Raw genomic sequence first — 18,483 nt, 5'->3', positions numbered from 1 at the left:
TTTCTAAAAATCATCAACACAACTATGGATTTAAGCAATTTAAAACCCGCTGTAGGCTCTGTACCGAAGAAAACCCGCATCGGTCGTGGCGCCGGTTCTGGCAAGGGTGGAACATCTACCCGCGGTCACAAAGGTGCAAAGTCCCGTTCAGGCTACAGCCGTAAGATAGGCTTCGAAGGTGGTCAGATGCCTCTTCAGCGTCGCCTCCCCAAATTCGGTTTCAAACCCCTGTCTCGCACTGAATACAAGGCTGTCAACCTCGTTGACCTCGAAAACCTTGCAAATTCTGCTAACCTCGAGAAGATCGGCGTTGCAGAACTCATCGCAGCAGGTCTCGTCAATGGCAAGCAGCCCGTCAAGATTCTTGCCAACGGCAAGCTCACCAAAAAGCTCACCGTTGAAGCAAACGCATTCTCTGCAGCTGCTGAGAAGGCTATTGTTGAAGCCGGAGGCTCTATCAATAAAATTTAATCCCCCTTCTCCTCGAAATGAGATTTATTGAAACAATTCGTAACATCTGGACCATTGAAGAACTGAGGAAACGCATTCTCGTCACTCTTCTGTTGGTGCTCGTTTATCGTCTCGGCTGTTACGTCGTGCTTCCCGGCATCTCGCCTGAAGACCTCGACGCACTGTCGAAGTTCACCAACAAGAGCGGTCTGATGCAGCTTCTTGACATGTTCTCAGGAGGCGCGTTCTCTCAGGCTTCGATCTTCGCTCTCGGTATCATGCCCTACATCACTGCGTCCATCGTGATTCAGCTGCTCGGCATGGTTCTCCCTTCTTTCCAGAAGATGCAGAGCGAGGGCGAAAGCGGCCGTCAGAAACTCAGTCAGTATACCCGTTATCTGACTGTGCTGATTCTTTGTCTTCAGGGTCCTGCATATCTTGTAAATCTCCAAGTCCAGGTGAGTGCCGCCACCGGCGGTGCCCACATGGGCGCTTGGACTATAGCCTTCCTGACAGTAATCCTTGCCGCCGGTTCTATGTTCATCATGTGGCTCGGCGAGCGCATCACTGATCGCGGCATCGGCAATGGTATCTCCTTCATAATCCTTGTAGGTATCATTGCCCGTCTTCCGGGAGCGCTCTTCTATGAATTCACAAGCCGTCTTCCCGGTGCTACCGGAAGTCAGGGCGGTCTGATTATGTTCGTAGTCGAGATCATTCTCCTTTTCGCCGTGACTGTCGGTGCGGTGCTTCTCGTTCAGGGAACACGCAAGGTGCCCGTACAGTACGCCAAGCGTATCGTCGGCAACCGTCAGTATGGAGGTGCCCGCCAATACATACCTTTGAAGGTTAACGCCGCCGGTGTGATGCCTATCATCTTCGCACAGGCCATCATGTTCATCCCGATCACCCTCGCAGGCTTCGGCAGCTCTGAAGGTTCATCAGGATTCTATGCAGCCTTCTCTGATATCAATGGCTTTTGGTATAATCTTGTCTACTTCGTGCTCATTGTAGCCTTCACTTACTTCTACACTGCCATCACAGTGCGTCCCACCCAGATGGCTGAAGACATGAAGCGCAACAATGGCTTCATCCCCGGTGTAAAGCCTGGTAAGAAGACCGCTGAGTATCTCGACTCTATTATGTCGCGCATCACTCTCCCCGGATCTATTTTCCTCGGCATTGTGGCTATCCTTCCCGCCTTCGCGCGATTCTTTGGCATCAGCCAGAACTTCGCCCAGTTCTTCGGCGGAACATCGCTTCTGATTCTCGTAGGTGTCGTCCTCGATACCCTCCAGCAGATTGAAAGCCACCTTATGATGCACCATTATGACGGCCTCATGAAGGACGGCAAGATCAAGGGCCGCACAACCGGCTCGGCATATTAATGCCATTAACTCGATTACCGCAGATTTTTTCATTAGATAAATGATTTATCTTAAGACACCCGAAGAAATCGAAAAAGTGCAGCAGGCATGCACGCTTGTGAGCCGCACACTTGGCGAAATCGCCAAGTGGGTGGCTCCGGGCGTGACTACCCGTCACCTCGACAATATAGCAAGGGAATTCATGCGCGACAACGGCGGCAAGCCAGCCTGTCTTGGTTACGGAGGATTCCCCGGCACACTCTGTATAGAAGTCAATGAAACCGTCGTCCACGGATTTCCATCCGGATATGAACTGCGCGACGGCGATATAGTAGGCATCGACACCGTTGTCGAGCTTGACGGCTACAACGGAGATATGTGCTACACTTTCCCGGTTGGCGAAGTCGCTCCTGAGATCCTTGCACTCTGCAAGACAACCAAGGAATCGCTCTATAAAGGCATCGCGGCCGCTCAGGAGGGAAAGCGCATCGGCGACATCGCGAATGCAGTCCAGACTTATTGCGAACGCCACGGCTACACAGTCGTCCGCGAGATGTGCGGACATGGCATCGGACGAAAAATGCACGAAGACCCCGAAGTCCCCAACTACGGACGTCGTGGAGTCGGACCCGTCCTGAAAAAAGGCATGTGTATATGTATCGAACCGATGATCAATCTTGGCAGCCGTAACATTGTCATCGAGAAAGACGGCTGGCAATGTCGCACCAAAGACCGCAAGCCGTCGGCCCATTATGAGCATACAATCGCCATCGACACCGACGGCCCCCGTATCCTCACCACCTTTGACTACATAGAGGAAGCCCTCGGAGATAAATTCATTTAGCATTTAAAATCAATTGTTGAAACCAAACTATAAGATATGGCAAAACAGGCAGCAATCGAACTTGACGGCACTATCGTCGAAGCATTATCGAATGCAATGTTTCGTGTCGAGCTTGAAAACGGTCATGAGATCACAGCCCATATTTCAGGCAAGATGCGAATGCACTACATCAAGATTCTTCCCGGCGACAAAGTGAAAGTCGAAATGTCACCCTATGATCTTTCGAAGGGACGCATCGCTTTCCGTTATAAATAATCCGGGAATCCATCATCAAAAGAAACAATAATCATCTTCAATACACTGATAAGCAATGAAAGTAAGAGCTTCTGTTAAAAAGCGCACTCCCGATAGCAAAATCGTGCGCCGCAAGGGACGTCTTTACGTCATCAACAAGAAAAATCCTAAATACAAGCAGCGTCAAGGCTAATGAGCTGTCCGGCGAAGCGGACAGCTCTATTATAGGCTCCTATTAGTTAATATTTCTCAATGATTCCTAATAAGTGTTTTAAATGGTCGCTCAACCGCTTCGCAGTCAGCAAAAAAGTATTACCTTTGCAAAAATTTTAGTCAAGTAATCAAATAATTATATGGCAGTAAGAATCGTGGGAGTTGACCTCCCCCAAAACAAAAGAGGTGAAATCGCCCTGACCTATATTTTTGGTATCGGACGCAGCGCAGCCAAGACAATCCTTGGAAAGGCAGGCGTTGACGTGAATATCAAGGTTAAGGACTGGAGCGACGATCAGGCAGCCAAGGTTCGCGAAGTAATCGGCAGCGATTACAAGGTGGAGGGTGACCTTCGCAGCGAAATCCAGCTCAACATCAAGCGTCTCATGGACATCGGTTGCTACCGTGGCATCCGTCATCGTAACGGTCTTCCCGTGCGTGGCCAGAGCACTAAGAACAACGCCCGTACTCGCAAGGGTCGCAAGAAAACTGTTGCTAACAAGAAAAAAGCTACTAAATAATAAATCAACATGGCAAAAAAGACAGTCGCAGCTAAGAAAAGAAACGTTAAGGTCGACGCCGCCGGTCAGCTTCACGTTCACTCGTCTTTCAACAACATTATTGTGTGCTTAGCCAACTCTGAAGGTCAGGTTATCTCATGGTCCTCTGCAGGCAAGATGGGATTCCGTGGCTCTAAGAAGAACACTCCCTACGCTGCTCAGATGGCAGCTCAGGACTGTGCGAAAGTTGCCTATGACCTCGGCCTCCGCAAAGTGAAGGCTTATGTAAAGGGTCCCGGTAACGGTCGCGAATCAGCTATCCGTACAGTTCACGGTGCAGGCATCGAAGTTACTGAAATCGTTGACGTAACTCCGCTTCCCCACAACGGATGCCGTCCTCCCAAGCGTCGTCGCGTATAATACGCTTCCCGCTTTCAGCATCGGAGCTTCCCGCTCTTAACTTTCATTACGATTATTGAGAAGCCAGCCGAATGCTGATCACAAAAGTAAATTTTGATCCATCAATTTTACATTAGTCCCTGATTTCACTGAAAAAATCCGCCCCGGTTTCTGAACAGTAAATGATGTCAGACATATCAGGCGACAGGCTATAAGTGAAATAGACCATATTTTTTTCACCTCTCTATGGTCGCGGCTGTCACGAAAGTCTCTCGCAGCCGGAGCGACGGAATCAGAGACAGACAATTTCAAACAAACACAAAAATGGCAAGATACACAGGTCCCCGCACCAAAATCGCCCGTAAATTTGGCGAACCCATCTTCGGTGAAGATAAAGTCCTCGCCAAGAAAAACTATCCCCCGGGCCAGCACGGACTCAACAAGAGAAGAAAAACTTCTGAATACGGTGTCCAGCTTCGCGAAAAGCAGAAGGCTAAATACACCTATGGCGTGCTTGAAAAGCAGTTCCACAACCTTTTCGACAAGGCATCGCGCGCTAAGGGTATCACCGGTGAGATCCTCCTTCAGCTTCTTGAAGGCCGTCTCGACAACGTAGTTTATCGTCTCGGAATCGCTCCCACCCGTGCAGCAGCCCGCCAGCTCGTACTCCACCGCCACATCGTCGTTAACGGCAAGGTCGTAAACATCGCATCTTACGCAGTTAAGCCCGGCGACGTTATCGGTGTCCGCGAAAAATCAAAGTCTCTCGAAGTAATTGCCGACGCACTCGCCGGTTTCAATCACAGCAAATATCCTTGGCTGGAATGGGACGAAAGCCTTAAGGCCGGTAAGTTCCTCCACGTTCCCGCCCGTGAAGATATCCCTGAGAACATCAAAGAGCAGCTTATCGTCGAGTTGTATTCTAAATAATCATTAAATTAAGATCCATGGCTATATTAGCATTCCAGAAACCCGACAAAGTCCTCATGTTGGAAGCCGACAATCAATTCGGTAAATTTGAGTTTAAGCCATTGGAACCGGGATATGGTATAACCATTGGCAACGCCCTGCGTCGCATTCTCCTCTCCTCGCTCGAAGGTTTTGCTATTTCGTCGATTCGCATCGACGGCGTAAGACACGAGTTTGACACTATCCCCGGCGTAAAGGAAGATGTCACAAACATCATTCTTAACCTCAAAAAAGTCAACCTTAAGCAGACGGTTGAAGATACCGACTTTGAAAAGGCTACCATCACTGTGTCAGGTCAGGAAGAGTTCACAGCCGGTGACATTAGCAAAGGTCTTACAGGATTCGAAGTCCTCAATCCTGACCTTGTGATCTGTCATTTGGATCCGAGCGCCAGCTTCACTATTGATCTCACCATCAACAAAGGGCGTGGTTGGGTTCCCGCCGAGGAAAACCGCAATGCAAACGATGCTATTGATGTCCTCGCTATCGACTCTATCTACACCCCGATCCAGAACGTGAAATATACAGTGGAGAACTTCCGTGTCGATCAGAAGACCGACTACGACAAGCTCACCCTTGAAATCACAACCGACGGATCTATCCTTCCGAAGGATGCTCTTAAGGAAGCAGCCAAAATCCTCATCTATCACTTCATGCTCTTCTCCGATGAAAAGATTACTCTTGAAACGGACGAGACTGACGGTGAAGAGGAATTTGATGAAGAAGTGCTCCACATGCGACAGCTTCTCAAGAGCAAGCTCGTGGATATGGATCTTTCTGTCCGCGCACTCAACTGCCTCAAGAGCGCCGAGGTCGAGACCCTTGGTGAACTGGTGGTCTTTAACAAGACCGACCTCCTGAAATTCCGTAACTTCGGTAAGAAGTCACTCACCGAACTCGATGAGCTCCTTGCCAACCTCAATTTGTCGTTCGGAATGGACATTTCAAAATATAAACTTGATAAAGAGTAATTATAACGATGAGACACAATAAAAAATTCAATCACCTCAGTCGCAAGAAGGCTCATCGCGACGCTCTGCTCGCCAACATGACGATTTCGCTGATCATGCACAAGCGCATCTTCACCACTCTCGCCAAGGCCAAGGCACTCCGCGTCTATGCTGAGCCCCTCATCAACCGCGCTAAGGAAGACAGCACTCCCAACCGTCGCCTCGTCTTCGCTCACCTTCAGAACAAAGAGGCCGTGACTGAACTCTTCCGCGAAATCGCTCAGAAGATTGCTAACCGCCCCGGTGGTTACACCCGCATCCTTAAGACTGGCAACCGTCTCGGTGACAACGCCAAGACTTGCTTCATCGAACTCGTTGACTACAACGAAAACATGCTTAAGGACAACGGCGCCAAGAAGTCAACCCGCACCCGTCGTTCACGTCGTGGCGGAAAGGCTAACGCTGCTGAAGCTCCTGCTGCAGAAGCTCCCAACGCTGAAGCACCTGCAACTGAAGCACCCGTCGCTGAATAATCTTCTTCGCAAGATATATCACAGAATAAATGAAAATCATCGTCGGATTCCTCAGGATTCCGGCGATGATTTCTTTTTATAGGGATGCCTGAAAGGATTGACCCAATCGGTAATCAATGATAGATACCATGTCTTTCAGATGCTTAATATCACTTGACAGATTCGTTGACGGATAAACATAACAGATTTATAAGTTAGAAGATTAATGTATTATGGCTCGATTCACCGCCGGTGAGCGCAGAGGTCTCTTCGTTCTCATAATAGTGTTGGGATTGCTGACGCTATATCTCGTTGTCAGAAATGCTTTGGCAACACAGCAGACTGTCACTCCACCTTCTGTATGCAGTGTCGATACAATAGCCATATCTGATACCGTTTCCGCTGGTCTCAAAGCCGACAGTGCTGCCGTAAAGCCATCACGGCGTAAAAAGGTCAGCCATCGCCGGACGGAAGCTCCGCCGTGTCGAAGTCCGCTTGACGAAGGTGTCAATTGAGCCTGTGTGGCATGAATTGTATATAAAATTCGGTCGCCTTGTCCGTCATCAGATGGGCAAGGCGACCGTTTGTCTGTAGGGATGAAATATCTTATCGTTAATTTAAGATATTGTATGGAGTGCTTGTATGAGATTTTCGTGCATGATGTCAGAGATCCAGAGCATCGGGAGTGTCTTCGCTAACAGGGATAGCCGTATTGACATTCTTGCTGCCGATAAGACCGTAATAGAGCAGATATGCAAGCATTGCTACTACAAGCCAATATGAAGTCATATATCCGCTTGCTTTGGCAATGGCGTTCTGGATAAGAGGCATCACGCCGCCGACCACCATCATCATGAAAATACCCGACGCCTGAGCGGTGTATTTACCGAGACCTTCGACTGCGAGGTTGAATATGCCACCCCACATGATGGATGTGCACAGACCGCAAAGGATTAGCAGGAACGCGCTCACAGGCACTTGTGCACCACCTTCATAGAGGAACTCGGGCACAGGGAATGTGGTGGTCTTCGGGATGAAAATAGCAAGGATAATAAGGATGATGGCTGTTGACGAAACTGCGATGAGCTGGCTGCGCGACGATACAGAACCGCTGATAAAGCCCGACAGCGTACGTCCGACAAGCATGAAAAGCCAATAGACGGCGACAATTGCGCCTGCAATGGCCGAAGCCTGTCCCTCGACGCCCGCGCCGTTGGCGCTCTGGTCGGCGAGATAGAAGTTAAGTGTGCCGGGTATGCCGATTTCAATACCTACATAGAAGAAGATACCGATAACGCCGAGCACCGTATGGCGGAAATTCCAAGGGGAGTGGCTGTATTTTATCTTTCGTCCATTGCTGAGATTAGGCTCGGGTATGGAAACAAAGCTGAGAATGATGAATGCGACAGCAAAGATGCCTATGCCGAGGAAGAGCAGAGGATTGACAGCTCCGATCTGAGTCTGCTTGCTGAGCACACCGATAAGCATACCCACGAAGAGAGGTGTCAGAGTGCCGGAAAGAGAGTTGAGTGCGCCGCCGAACTGCAGGAGCTGGTTGCCACGGTTGCCTCCGCCGCCGAGAAGGTTGAGCATCGGGTTGACCACGGTGTTGAGCATGCAGACACAGAAACCGCAGATGAACGCACCGAGGAGATAGATGAAGAAGTTGAGGGTAATCGGGAATGAAGTCGCGATTCCTTCTGCATTAGTCGACGAGAATGTTGTAACTACAGTCTCTGTCCCGACGATGCTCGAAAGGAACTGTACAAAGAGTCCGACAACGCCGACTGCGAGCGCCCATAGGGCTGTTTTTTTGTAGCCGATGCGCACGAGCATGTTGCCGGCCGGGATTCCCATAAACAGATAGGCAAGGAAGTTCATCATGTTGCCCATCATGCCGAGCACCGAGTTGCCTTCGAACTGATATCCCCATATCGTGCCGATCGGGGCTGCAAGATTGGTCACGAACGAGATCATGGCGTAGATGAAGAACATCACGACTATGGCCACTATCCGTGCATTGTTTTTTGGAGTCGTTTCCATTACGTTTAGTTTAGGTAGAATAGATTTGTTTGATTTATGAACTTAAAAATTTTTTATCTTAGAAATTTGACTTTAAGCGGGCAACATAAATGTTGAAACTATGTTTCAGCAAAGTTAATGATTCTTTTTTGAATTTCTTTGTTTATTAAATGTGTTTTCCGGCATGCTTTTCGCCCTGTTTTCAATGAATGGATTTTTCAGAATCAGGCCGGAATGGAAAAAGTAGCTCAAAAGTAACTTAAATTTCGTGTTTTTTCTTCAAAAAGGCATTGAGGCACACTGTAAGCGCATTTTTTTGAAAAATTTATCGGCTAAAATTGTTGTCAATTCGTCAACATTTTTTACTTTTGTGTCGCTATTTTGTCAACGTTCGCCCATTGGCTGTCCATTTTCCGGCGGGGATATGTGCCGGCGAGTGGCCATCCATTGGAAAAAGAACGATTTTTTATAAAAACATCAATCTCCAAACCGCTGAACATAAAAACGCAAAAGCTGATCACTATCTACATGTAAATATAGCTCTAATTAAATGCAGCTCTAATCTACTCTGCTCGACTCTACTGAAACGATCCATTCCGCCATCAAGAGGATTGTGCGGATCTCCAATCTACTTCCTCTCATTTACTATGCCCTGACAATTCCACCGGCGAGTCCGGCTCAGTTCTTATTTATCAATTCACCTTCTTGCTTCGCATGAAGATTTTTATGGCGTTCGAGTCGCTTCTCCCTGCCTCCGTGCTTGCCGGAAGTAGCGGCGGACTTCTGTAAAATGCGCTTATCTCTCCACGGGAAAAGGATTGTCATGCTTGTTCACCAACGAAATTTTCTGATGAGATGTCCGTATTAGCCTTGACGTGTGTCCGTGTGACACCGAAGGCAGATGCAGGGATGCTCGCTGCTCCGGCGTCTCTCTTTTTTCAGGGGGCTTCAACTAAACGAGCATATAGGATTCGCGCATTTTCATGTCGCTGTCCGAAGCCCCCTCCCCATTGCCGTTTCACGCAATGCCGTGGAAGCGTTCAGGCTGAAAAATATGATTCCGTCAAATCTACGCACGGGATCAAGACATAGGTGATAATCCTCTTTGTGAAAAGCGGTGCATCTATTATTTGTTACTATTGTGTGTCGAATTCCTTGTCATCACGACAGGGAATTCGTTTTTATTGTCCGTGAATATCTCAAATGGATTCTTATTTATATCATATTGACGGTTTTCTTCTGTTATTTCAGCGAATATTTGTATATTTGCACTACTCTCTGCATACCGAAAAGTCTTCATGTATAAACTTAAATGATTTTAACAATATAATTAACCCCATGAATCTGACAGCAATTAACCGCGCAGCCGACAATATCCGTATTCTCGCTGCCTCGATGGTTGAAAAAGCAAAATCCGGTCATCCCGGTGGCGCCATGGGCGGCGCTGACTTTGTAAATGTGCTCTACTCGCAATTCCTTATTACCGACCCCGACGACGGCAAGTGGCTTGGCCGTGACCGTTTCTTCCTTGATCCCGGTCACATGTCCCCCATGCTCTACAGCGTGCTCGCGCTCTTCGGACACTACACAATGGCCGAGCTTGAACAGTTCCGTCAGTGGGGCTCTCCGACTCCCGGTCACCCCGAGCTTCATCCCGAGCGCGGTGTTGAAAACACTTCCGGCCCTCTCGGACAAGGCCATACAATGGCTGTGGGATGTGCGATCGCCGAGCGTTTCATGACCGCTCGTTTCGGCGAGTGGATGAGCCACAAGACCTACGCTTTCATTTCCGACGGCGGCATTCAGGAAGAAATCTCGCAGGGCGCCGGCCGTCTCGCCGGATTCCTCGGTCTCCACAACCTCATCATGTTCTACGACAGCAACCGTGTGCAGCTTTCAACAATGGTCGATGCGGTCGACTGCGAGGATGTGGCTTCTAAATACCGCGCTTGGAACTGGAACGTGATTGAAATCAACGGCAATGACCCCAAGGAAATCGCCGAAGCTATCGTGGCCGCACAGGGCGAAAAGCAGCGTCCGACTCTCATCATCGGCCACACTGTCATGGGCAAGGGCGTCGTCAAAGCTGACGGCTCTAACTTCGAAGGACAGTGCTCTACCCACGGTCAGCCTCTTAGCGCATCAGGCGCAGACTATGCCGCTACAATGAAAAACCTCGGCGCTGATCCCGAAAATCCTTGGGTTATTTTCGACGATGTCAAGGCTCTCTACGATGCCCGTCGCGCAGAGCTTCGCGAAATCGTAAAGGCAAAGCGTGCCGAACAGGCCGCATGGGAAGCCGCAAATCCCGAGCTTGCCAAGGAACTCCACACATTCCTCAACAACGAGCTTCCTGAAATCGACTGGAGAGCCATCCCCCACAAGCCTAACATCGCGTCGCGTCAGGCTTCGGCCGATGTCCTCGGTGTGCTTGCCGAGAAGGTCAACAACATGATTGTTTCTTCAGCCGACCTCGCAAACTCCGACAAGACCGACGCATTCCTCAAGAAGACACATCCGTTTACCAACGGTGACTTCTCGGGTGCATTCCTCCACGCAGGTGTATCGGAGCTCACAATGGCCGCCGTGATGAACGGTATCGCACTCCACGGAGGTGTGATCGGCGCATGTGGCACATTCTTTGTGTTCAGCGACTACATGAAGCCCGCAGTCCGCATGGCTGCTCTCATGGAGCTCCCCGTGAAGTATATCTGGACTCACGACGCATTCCGCGTAGGTGAGGACGGCCCGACCCACGAACCCGTCGAGCAGGAAGCACAGCTCCGTCTCATGGAAGAGCTCCGCAACTTCAACGGCGAGCCTTCGATGCTTGTGCTCCGTCCGGCCGACGCTGCCGAGACTTCCGTAGCTTGGGCGATGGCAATGGAGAACTTCAAGACTCCCTCGGCTCTCGTGCTTTCACGCCAGAACCTCCCCGACCTTCCCGCTGCTTCAGGCGACCGCTTTGCCGAGGCGAACGCCGGATGCCGCAAGGGCGGTTACACCGTTGTCGAAGTTGAAAACCCCGATGTGATTCTCGTCGCAAACGGTTCGGAAGTATCGCTCCTCTGCGAAGTTGCCGAGAAGCTTGCTGCCGAAGGCAAGAAAGCCCGCGTCGTGTCAGTTCCCTCGCTCGGTCTCTTCTTCCTTCAGGATGCCGACTACCGCAAGTCGGTCATGACTCCCGGCGTTCCCGCTTTCGGTCTGACCGCAGGCCTTCCCTCGACCCTCCGCGAAATCGTGGGTGCCGACGGCATGGTGTTCGGTCTTGACCACTTCGGCGCATCTGCCCCCTACAAGGTGCTTGACGAGAAGTTTGGCTTCACCGCCGCTCATGTCAAGGGACTTGTCGACAAGTTCCTCGGTGCATAAAAAGTCATGCGACAAGCGCCGGTTGCTTGCATGGCAACAGAAATTGTCATAACTTTGCAACCAATCTAACGATAGTTCTTTATATTATATCGAAGCCTGCGACCCGATGTGGACCGCAGGCTTTTTTTGTGCAGGATTTGTCCTTTGGATGCAGGATGTGTTTCTTTTCTATGATATTCTATGCCGTATGCGGCTCTTCCATGCTTTATCTGACGAGCGGGATATATTGGCCGTAGCCCTCGGCTGCCATCCTGTTGAGAGGAATGAACCGGAGCGAGGCGCTGTTGATGCAGTAGCGCAATCCTCCGCGCTCCTTAGGCCCGTCTGGGAACACATGGCCGAGATGTGAGTCGCCGACACGGCTTCTGACTTCCGTGCGGTCCATTCCATGGCTAAGGTCTCTCTTTTCGACTATCACTTCATCGCTGACAGGGTGCGAGAAGCTTGGCCAGCCACATCCAGAGTCAAACTTGTCGGTCGACACGAAGAGCGGTTCGCCTGTCGTGACATCGACATAGATTCCTTTTTCGTGATTGTCGAAATACTCGTTGCGGAACGGCGCTTCGGTGGCGTTCTGCTGCGTGACGGCATACTGTTCCGCTGTCAGTTCCGAGCGCAGCCGCGCGTCGTCAGGACGACTGTAGGCCGATGGGTCGACATGAGCCTGTGGCCGCTTGGTCACTCGCCGGGCAACTTCAAACAGCCGTGGGTCTATGTGGCAATATCCTCCCGGATTCTTGTCGAGATAGTCCTGATGATATTCTTCGGCCGGATAGAAATTCTGAAGCTCCTTGACCTCGACGGCTATCGGGAGGCGGTGGAGCTGCGCTTCCTTTGCGATTTCGGCGAGAGCCGTCTGCTGCTGGCGGGGATTGGTGTAGTAGATGCCTGTCCTATACTGAGTCCCCGGTCGTTGCCCTGACGGTTGACCGAAGTCGGGTCGATGGTCATGAGATAGAGCTGAATCAGTGACGGCAGGTCGATGCGAGTGGTGTCATACTCCACTTTCACGCCTTCGGCGGCCATTGTCTGCCCGGTGCAGACCTCACTGTAGGTCGGATCGGGAATCAGGCTGTTGGCATAGCCGGCTTCGGTGTCGACCACACCGTCGATCTGCTTGATGAAGTGTTCCGTTCCCCAGAAGCACCCTCCTGCAAAATAGATTGTCTCAATGTTGTTGATGTTATCGTTGTCCATAGTCTGTCGGTTTTTCTCTGCCGGAGTCGCACACGAGGCGGTCATGACGACGGCCGGCAGCGCTGCGAGTATGATTTTCATGTCGTTAAAACGTCGGAACGTTTCATTAGGTTTGTCGGCAGCGCTCTCAAACCGTCGGCCGGCATCTGTATGTGTTAATTTTAAGAAAGCATTGTGAAAAAAGCAGGGCGACAAACCTTAAATTCGGTTAATGTCGTCCTGCTTTTCAGATGGTCATAAAATCATACGGCCATTTTAGAGTTTTTAAACAACCTATTATTCTGTCAAGCGTTGAAGCCTGCGTATGTGTCAGCGGGCCATGATTTTGCGGACGGTTGTCCCTGCCTTGACGATATAGAGTCCGGGTGCGGGGACTGAAAGGTGTCCGTTGCCGTTGCCACGGGCGATAAGCTGGCCGGTGATGCTGTAGATTTCAGTTATTTCCGCTCCCTCGACATAGATATCGAGACCGTTGACACGGATGGTCGCTTCTTTGCTGTCGGCGCTTATGTCGGCGATGCCTGAGCTTGCGACTTCCATTCTGATTTCGTCGGGCGAGCCGGCGGGCACTACGAGATAGGCTTTGTTGCGGGGCAGGTTGGCTTCGGTATATTTCACGAAACCGACCGAGCCGTCGGAGAGTTTGCCGAGCACTCGCATGGTCTCCGGGTCATTGGGGGTAAGATTCTTGTGGAGAAGGCTTGTATTGTTGAAGTAGACACCTTTGAGCTTGTTGTAGCTGATGGGGGCTGCTTCGCCTCCGAGGTCGAGTTTGTTGCCGGCGGTGAAAGGCGACGAACACTTGATGATGACAGGTGTTCCCTTGGGGACGGTGCCTTCAATCGGATAGATATAGGCTACGCCGTCGGCATACGATGTGACATAGTAGACTGTCATTCCCTCCGAATGGCAGGTGTAGGGGAAGTCAGCGTAGAGCGAGGCATAGAAGTCGCCGCCGTCATTTAATTCGGGAAGTATGCCGAAATAGTTGCTGTCGTCGGTGGTGACGGGGTGAAAATACCAGCGGAAATAATCGCCGTTGCCTATGGAGGTGACATAACCTCGGTCAGAGTCCCCCTCGGTGGAGTCGCCGATGTAGCGGGTCATGCCGCTGTTGCGTCCGAAGACCATGTAAGTCTCGAGTTTGGCATTTGCAAGACGGATGCTGACGGGATAGTCGATGATCGCCTTCACGCCTGTGCCCTGAGTCTGGAGGTCAAAGTCCTGATTCTTGCCGTTAAGATCCTTGACATAGATGATTGTCGAAGGGTCGGAGATGGTTTTTTCATAGTCCTTGTAGAGCTGGAGCGCTCCGAGTTCGGCTGTCGTTGCCTGAAAGTTAAGTTCGCCTTTGTCGTCAAGTACGTAGATGTAACGTCCGGTCTTGAAGTTCTGGACGCGGTAATATCCGTCACCTTCAATCTTGGCCGATGCGGAGAGTACTACGGCTGTAGCGACGAATGCTGTGATGAGCTTCTTCATTTCTAAATCGGAGATATGTGAAATTAAAAAAATGTCAAAGAATGGTTTTTTCGAGTTGCAAAATTACGACAAAAAATACTAAACCGAAAGAAAAGAATGTTAAAAATCGGGGCTGCGCCATTTCAGACACAGCCCCGATATATAGGACTTTACGTGTTTCGTAATCGCCGGTTATTCAACGATGCAGATTGCAACACGGTTCTGAGCGGGAGTGGGGTAGGGCTGATCCTCTACTTCACCCATGCTCTTGACTGTGATGCGGTCTGAAGCGATGCCGTATTCCTTGATGAGGGCGTTGGCAACCGCTTCGGCACGCTGAGCCGAGAGACGGAGGTTGAGCTTCATTGAACCTGTTCCCTTGTCGGCATAGCCTGTTACGGTTACCTTGGTATCGGGGTTGGTCTTCATGTAGCGGGCAACTTCAGCCACCTTATACATTTCGTCCTTGGTGATCTTGATGGTAGAAATCTTGAAGAATACGTCGCGGGTAAGAGGTGCGGGCACTTCCTTGATTACTTCCTTGACTACGATCTTCTCTACGGGAACTTCCACGATCTTTTCGATGATCTTGGGTTCGGCGGTAGCGGCGCAGCACTTTTTGCGCTTCTGCTTGGTGAAGGTTGTTCCGAAAGCATACTTCACGCCTACGAGGCCGTTGAAATACCAGTCGGCGTTACCTGCCTTCTTTGAGTTGTAGCCGTCGGGGAGGACGTTGGCTTGAAGTTCGAGGCCGAGTTTGAGGTTGCTGGTGAGGTTGTAGTCAGCATAAACGCCGAACTGACCTACGAAGCGGGCCTTTGTGCCGGTCCAGATGTTGCGGAGCACGTCGGGGCGGGCAGCTGCGTCGAGATCCTTGTAGACGCTTGCCTTGAGGGCGTTGTTGACGTCGTTGGCCTCGCCGTTGCGGGCTGCGATGTTAGCGCCGATACCAGCGAAGATGCCGGCGTTGACGGGACGCTCGGGGTTGAAGCCGCCGATGAGGTTAACGAGGTCGACTGTTGCGTTGACGGTGGGAGCTACGTAGTTCCACTTCCAGTCTGAACGCTTGCCGTCAACTTCGATTGAACCTTTTGAGGTCCATCCGTTGAAGATGAGGCGTGCGCCGAGTACGGGGTTGAAGCGGTAGCCTACGCCAACCTGTGCGTTGAACGATGCGAGTTTGCCGAAGCTGGTTTCTCCCAAGGTCTCCTGCATACCAACCTGCCCTTGGACATACCAGTGGGGCTGGAAGACATATTCTGTCTCCTCCTGCGCCTCCTGTGCGTTAGCCATGAAGGCTGCACAGAGGGCGAATGAGGCTGTTAGAAATAACTTGTTAATTTTCATGTTTTTAGTTTTCTAAAGATTTGAGCCTTGACGATTCGATTAGCGGATTACCTGTACGTAGCACTTAACAGTTGAAGTGTGACCGGTGAAGTCCATTGCCTGATAAGCGATTTCGTAGGTGAAGACACCACCCTTGGCACCGCGAACGTCGAGAGCCACGCGGTTTACGCGACCGTCGAGAACCTTAGCCATGCTTGCGTTGGCAGCATTCTTGAGAGCTGTGTTTTCGTTGCCGTTCTGGTCGGTAACCTTGACAACGCCGACAATCTTCTTGAATGCGGGGCAGACAGTCTCGAAGTTGTAGGTAGTAGCGAAAAGCTCGATAGCTTCGCCGTTACCCTTGAACTGTGAGGGCTGCTTAGCGTTGGTGCTGAGGAAGCCGAGGTTGCCGTCAGCCTTGCGGATGAACATCACGCTCTGGAGGTAGTGGTTAGGATCGCTGAGAACCTTGTTGATGCGGTCAGCAATAGAGTTGTATTTGTCGATGAGCTTGTTAACCTTGTTGAGGTAATCCTTGTTGATCTGGTCAACGAGGTTGTCGAGCTTATCCTGAATGCTGCCCATCATGTCGTTAACCTGATTTTCGATGCTTGCGATGAGGCCGTCAGGACCGTTGAATGCTGAGTCGACAGCTGCTTCAATCTGGCTCTGGAGCTTTTCGTTAAGGCTGGGTTCGTCAACCTTGCCTTCGAACCATTCGTTGACAGAAGCCTGAAGTTTGTCAACAATCTGCTGGAGGTCACCGGTGATATTTACCTTTTCATATGTCCAAGCATCGGCTTCACCGTTTTCATTGAAATGAGAAGGAACTTTGACTTCGATGATAGTTTCACCAACTTCATCGAATTCAATCTTGCCGAGGTCGAGTTCTACATCAAGCTTTACATCGCCGATTTCGAAGGGCTTGAGGCCGAGGTCAACGAGCGACTTGTCGATTTCGATAGGATCGATAGTCGGGAGTTTGTGGAATGATTCACCCTTGAGAGTAGCGAACGAGAGGGGCTTGAAGGCAGTTGCAGCAAGACCGTAGTTAGAGTAAACCTTCTGAGTTGAAGTAGCGCCACCCTTGCCTGAAATAGCTTCGTAAGTATAGCGGAGTGCGTTAGCGTCGCATACGTTCTGGAGCTGGCTGTAGATAGCCTTGAGAAGGTGAGCCATGTCAGCTGCAGTGTGGTTCTTGACAGCGTCTTTGAGAGCCTGTGCGAGACCTGACTCGATGTTGACCTTGATTGCGTCGAGGTCGTCAACTGCTACAGTTGCTTCAGCGCGGTAGAGGCCGTTGCCGTTGCCGGCTGCACGAGAGTTGGAGTTAACACCGAACTGGATGAGGGTTTCGTCGTCCTTAGTGATGTCAACGAGGTTTACTTTTGAAACTTCGTCGCGGCTGTTGACGAGTTCGAAACCGGCCTTGTCGAGGTGGTTGACAGTTCCGGGGTTAACAGTGAACCAGAGGTTACCAAGAGTAGCTTGTCCGTTGTTGGTAGTATAGGCAAGAATTGTTGAAGTCAGGTCATACTTGTCGGAAGTGATTGACGACCAGTCGATGTTTGAGTCTGAGTAGCATTCTGCACCCATATCCTTTGCTGCCGAAACCGGGAACTGGTTGAGGTCGATAGCGAGGTGACCGAAGTTGGCCATGAGCACCATAGAGTTGATGCCGAAGGGTGTGTTGAATGTACCGTAGAGGTGGTTTGATGCAGACTGGAGGATGAGGCTTGTCACCAAGTCGTTGATACGGTTGAAGATAGCGTCAACTTCGTCCTGAAGTTCTGCGATGGCGGCAGAGTTGTTCTTGATGTTCTGCATAACCTCTGCGTAGTTCCACCATCCGTCGGCAGGAGCTTCAACGCCCTTGAAGATAGTGTTGTACATCTCGTCAATGCCTGCGAGGTCAGCGTAAACTTCGTTGAGAGCCTTGAGGGCATCTTCGTTGAGAGTACCGTCGTTCTGAAGTTTTACGAGAGCTTCGAGAGCTGCCTTGTTTGAGAGAACGAATTCACCCTGCTTTACGTAAGTCTGGAATTCATCAACTGTAAGACCTATGTTTTCAAACCAAGCTTCGAGACCGCTGACGGTTGCAAGTAGGCCGGGGTTAGTTCCGTCGCCGTTGAGAACTTTCTTGAGATTTTCAATTTCAGTTGAAAGAGTGTTTACGGTTCCGTTTTCACCTACCAAGGCTTTGAGCTGGTCAGCGATGGCGATAAGATCGGTAAGAGTAGTAACATCTTCAGGTTTGAACTGGTCGTTTCCTCCGGGTTCTTTGCCTTCAAGAGCTGCGACACGGTCGGCAAGTTGTTTTAAAGCTTCCTGAGTGGCATACTGATTGGTAAGATCAGTAATCCAACCCTTGATTTCGGATTCTGTGTAACCGGGCTTGCCATTGATGAGATCTTCAAGACGCTTGATTTCATTCTGGCAGTTTGTGCCACAGTTGGCAAGTTGCTCCTTCAGGGCATCGAGGGCTGCCTGAAGGCTAACCTGCTCACCGCGAAGGTTGATATACAGATCTTCGTCTGTATCCTTACATGAAGTAAAAGTGCTGAATCCTCCGGCAGTAAGCGCCAAAAGAAGCAGACCTGGGATGAATTTTTTCTTCATTTCAGTTTGATTAAATTAAATATGTATTAGTCGTTATAAATTATTGAA

At 50.4% G+C, this 18,483-nt stretch carries 18 protein-coding genes and 1 pseudogene; 12 read left to right on the top strand and 7 right to left on the bottom strand.

Features of this window, described 5'->3' with window-relative positions; all coding sequences use genetic code 11:
• Positions 1-24 precede the first annotated feature (24 nt).
• The 11 genes from rplO to E7747_RS02200 all read left to right on the top strand — a co-directional run bounded on the left by rplO (position 25) and on the right by E7747_RS02200 (position 6,953).
• Positions 25-471: a 50S ribosomal protein L15 gene (rplO, locus tag E7747_RS02250; RefSeq protein WP_136413867.1), complete on the top strand. Its 447-nt coding sequence runs from the start codon at positions 25-27 to the stop codon at positions 469-471.
• 17 nt (positions 472-488) lie between these two features.
• Positions 489-1,838, top strand: a complete 1,350-nt coding sequence (gene secY / locus E7747_RS02245; protein ID WP_136413865.1) for a preprotein translocase subunit SecY — start codon at positions 489-491, stop codon at positions 1,836-1,838.
• A gap of 40 nt (positions 1,839-1,878) precedes the next feature.
• The gene (gene map, locus E7747_RS02240) at positions 1,879-2,661 is read left to right on the top strand and encodes a type I methionyl aminopeptidase (RefSeq protein ID WP_136413863.1); all 783 of its coding nucleotides are present in this window, start codon (positions 1,879-1,881) and stop codon (positions 2,659-2,661) included.
• 36 nt (positions 2,662-2,697) lie between these two features.
• Positions 2,698-2,916, top strand: a complete 219-nt coding sequence (infA, locus tag E7747_RS02235; RefSeq protein WP_107031232.1) for a translation initiation factor IF-1 — start codon at positions 2,698-2,700, stop codon at positions 2,914-2,916.
• 55 nt (positions 2,917-2,971) lie between these two features.
• On the top strand, positions 2,972-3,088 hold the full coding sequence (rpmJ, locus tag E7747_RS02230) for a 50S ribosomal protein L36 (protein WP_016562612.1): 117 nt from the start codon (positions 2,972-2,974) through the stop codon (positions 3,086-3,088).
• A 160-nt stretch (positions 3,089-3,248) separates the two neighbouring features.
• Positions 3,249-3,629 carry a 30S ribosomal protein S13 gene (rpsM, locus tag E7747_RS02225; RefSeq protein ID WP_123615493.1) on the top strand — a complete coding sequence of 127 codons (381 nt, stop codon included), beginning with the start codon at positions 3,249-3,251 and terminating at the stop codon, positions 3,627-3,629.
• 9 nt (positions 3,630-3,638) lie between these two features.
• Positions 3,639-4,028 (top strand): 30S ribosomal protein S11, encoded by a 390-nt coding sequence (rpsK, locus tag E7747_RS02220; protein ID WP_107031234.1) that lies wholly within the window; start codon positions 3,639-3,641, stop codon positions 4,026-4,028.
• A 303-nt stretch (positions 4,029-4,331) separates the two neighbouring features.
• Positions 4,332-4,937 carry a 30S ribosomal protein S4 gene (rpsD, locus tag E7747_RS02215; RefSeq protein ID WP_123615525.1) on the top strand — a complete coding sequence of 202 codons (606 nt, stop codon included), beginning with the start codon at positions 4,332-4,334 and terminating at the stop codon, positions 4,935-4,937.
• A gap of 17 nt (positions 4,938-4,954) precedes the next feature.
• Complete coding sequence (locus E7747_RS02210; RefSeq protein WP_123615492.1) at positions 4,955-5,947, top strand: DNA-directed RNA polymerase subunit alpha; 993 nt, start codon at positions 4,955-4,957, stop codon at positions 5,945-5,947.
• 8 nt (positions 5,948-5,955) lie between these two features.
• Positions 5,956-6,459: a 50S ribosomal protein L17 gene (rplQ, locus tag E7747_RS02205; RefSeq protein WP_123615491.1), complete on the top strand. Its 504-nt coding sequence runs from the start codon at positions 5,956-5,958 to the stop codon at positions 6,457-6,459.
• Between the two features lie 212 nt (positions 6,460-6,671).
• The gene (locus tag E7747_RS02200; RefSeq protein WP_123615490.1) at positions 6,672-6,953 is read left to right on the top strand and encodes a hypothetical protein; all 282 of its coding nucleotides are present in this window, start codon (positions 6,672-6,674) and stop codon (positions 6,951-6,953) included.
• 148 nt (positions 6,954-7,101) lie between these two features.
• Here the strand turns inward: E7747_RS02200 and E7747_RS02195 are convergent, their stop codons facing one another.
• Both E7747_RS02195 and E7747_RS16440 read right to left on the bottom strand, forming a co-directional pair.
• Positions 7,102-8,481, bottom strand: a complete 1,380-nt coding sequence (locus tag E7747_RS02195; protein ID WP_136413861.1) for an MFS transporter — start codon at positions 8,479-8,481, stop codon at positions 7,102-7,104.
• A 657-nt stretch (positions 8,482-9,138) separates the two neighbouring features.
• Positions 9,139-9,285 (bottom strand): hypothetical protein, encoded by a 147-nt coding sequence (locus E7747_RS16440; protein WP_168185191.1) that lies wholly within the window; start codon positions 9,283-9,285, stop codon positions 9,139-9,141.
• A gap of 513 nt (positions 9,286-9,798) precedes the next feature.
• On the opposite strand from E7747_RS16440, the gene E7747_RS02190 reads away from it, so the two are divergent.
• Positions 9,799-11,832, top strand: a complete 2,034-nt coding sequence (locus tag E7747_RS02190; RefSeq protein ID WP_136413859.1) for a transketolase family protein — start codon at positions 9,799-9,801, stop codon at positions 11,830-11,832.
• A gap of 205 nt (positions 11,833-12,037) precedes the next feature.
• On the opposite strand, the gene msrB is transcribed toward E7747_RS02190, so the two are convergent.
• The 5 genes and pseudogenes from msrB to E7747_RS02170 all read right to left on the bottom strand — a co-directional run bounded on the left by msrB (position 12,038) and on the right by E7747_RS02170 (position 18,435).
• Entirely contained in the window at positions 12,038-12,514 is a 477-nt protein-coding gene (msrB, locus tag E7747_RS17430; protein ID WP_394366325.1) for a peptide-methionine (R)-S-oxide reductase MsrB, read from the bottom strand.
• 93 nt (positions 12,515-12,607) lie between these two features.
• Positions 12,608-13,029: pseudogene (gene msrA, locus E7747_RS17425) on the bottom strand (peptide-methionine (S)-S-oxide reductase MsrA); the annotation flags it as partial.
• Positions 13,030-13,338: 309 nt separating this feature from the next.
• On the bottom strand, positions 13,339-14,511 hold the full coding sequence (locus tag E7747_RS02180) for a hypothetical protein (RefSeq protein WP_136413857.1): 1,173 nt from the start codon (positions 14,509-14,511) through the stop codon (positions 13,339-13,341).
• Between the two features lie 171 nt (positions 14,512-14,682).
• Positions 14,683-15,837: an OmpA family protein gene (locus E7747_RS02175; protein ID WP_123615486.1), complete on the bottom strand. Its 1,155-nt coding sequence runs from the start codon at positions 15,835-15,837 to the stop codon at positions 14,683-14,685.
• A 39-nt stretch (positions 15,838-15,876) separates the two neighbouring features.
• On the bottom strand, positions 15,877-18,435 hold the full coding sequence (locus E7747_RS02170; RefSeq protein ID WP_136413855.1) for a hypothetical protein: 2,559 nt from the start codon (positions 18,433-18,435) through the stop codon (positions 15,877-15,879).
• Between the last annotated feature and the right edge of the window lie 48 nt (positions 18,436-18,483).

Origin of the sequence: Duncaniella dubosii, assembly GCF_004803915.1 — a bacterium.
In the GTDB taxonomy this organism is placed as follows: Bacteria; Bacteroidota; Bacteroidia; order Bacteroidales; family Muribaculaceae; genus Duncaniella; species Duncaniella dubosii.
This window is presented reverse-complemented; position numbering and strand designations above follow the sequence as displayed.

Excerpts from the sequence above, each read along its gene's own strand:
- rpsM (WP_123615493.1), top strand. The coding sequence starts at position 3,249 with ATGGCAGTAAGAATCGTGGGAGTTGACCTCCCCCAAAACAAAAGAGGT.
- infA (WP_107031232.1), top strand. The coding sequence starts at position 2,698 with ATGGCAAAACAGGCAGCAATCGAACTTGACGGCACTATCGTCGAAGCA.
- rpmJ (WP_016562612.1), top strand. The coding sequence starts at position 2,972 with ATGAAAGTAAGAGCTTCTGTTAAAAAGCGCACTCCCGATAGCAAAATC.
- rplQ (WP_123615491.1), top strand. The coding sequence starts at position 5,956 with ATGAGACACAATAAAAAATTCAATCACCTCAGTCGCAAGAAGGCTCAT.
- rpsK (WP_107031234.1), top strand. The coding sequence starts at position 3,639 with ATGGCAAAAAAGACAGTCGCAGCTAAGAAAAGAAACGTTAAGGTCGAC.
- E7747_RS02195 (WP_136413861.1), bottom strand. The coding sequence starts at position 8,481 with ATGGAAACGACTCCAAAAAACAATGCACGGATAGTGGCCATAGTCGTG.
- E7747_RS02190 (WP_136413859.1), top strand. The coding sequence starts at position 9,799 with ATGAATCTGACAGCAATTAACCGCGCAGCCGACAATATCCGTATTCTC.
- rpsD (WP_123615525.1), top strand. The coding sequence starts at position 4,332 with ATGGCAAGATACACAGGTCCCCGCACCAAAATCGCCCGTAAATTTGGC.
- E7747_RS02180 (WP_136413857.1), bottom strand. The coding sequence starts at position 14,511 with ATGAAGAAGCTCATCACAGCATTCGTCGCTACAGCCGTAGTACTCTCC.
- rplO (WP_136413867.1), top strand. The coding sequence starts at position 25 with ATGGATTTAAGCAATTTAAAACCCGCTGTAGGCTCTGTACCGAAGAAA.
- map (WP_136413863.1), top strand. The coding sequence starts at position 1,879 with ATGATTTATCTTAAGACACCCGAAGAAATCGAAAAAGTGCAGCAGGCA.
- E7747_RS02210 (WP_123615492.1), top strand. The coding sequence starts at position 4,955 with ATGGCTATATTAGCATTCCAGAAACCCGACAAAGTCCTCATGTTGGAA.
- E7747_RS02175 (WP_123615486.1), bottom strand. The coding sequence starts at position 15,837 with ATGAAAATTAACAAGTTATTTCTAACAGCCTCATTCGCCCTCTGTGCA.
- E7747_RS02200 (WP_123615490.1), top strand. The coding sequence starts at position 6,672 with ATGGCTCGATTCACCGCCGGTGAGCGCAGAGGTCTCTTCGTTCTCATA.
- secY (WP_136413865.1), top strand. The coding sequence starts at position 489 with ATGAGATTTATTGAAACAATTCGTAACATCTGGACCATTGAAGAACTG.
- E7747_RS02170 (WP_136413855.1), bottom strand. The coding sequence starts at position 18,435 with ATGAAGAAAAAATTCATCCCAGGTCTGCTTCTTTTGGCGCTTACTGCC.
- E7747_RS16440 (WP_168185191.1), bottom strand. The coding sequence starts at position 9,285 with ATGACAATCCTTTTCCCGTGGAGAGATAAGCGCATTTTACAGAAGTCC.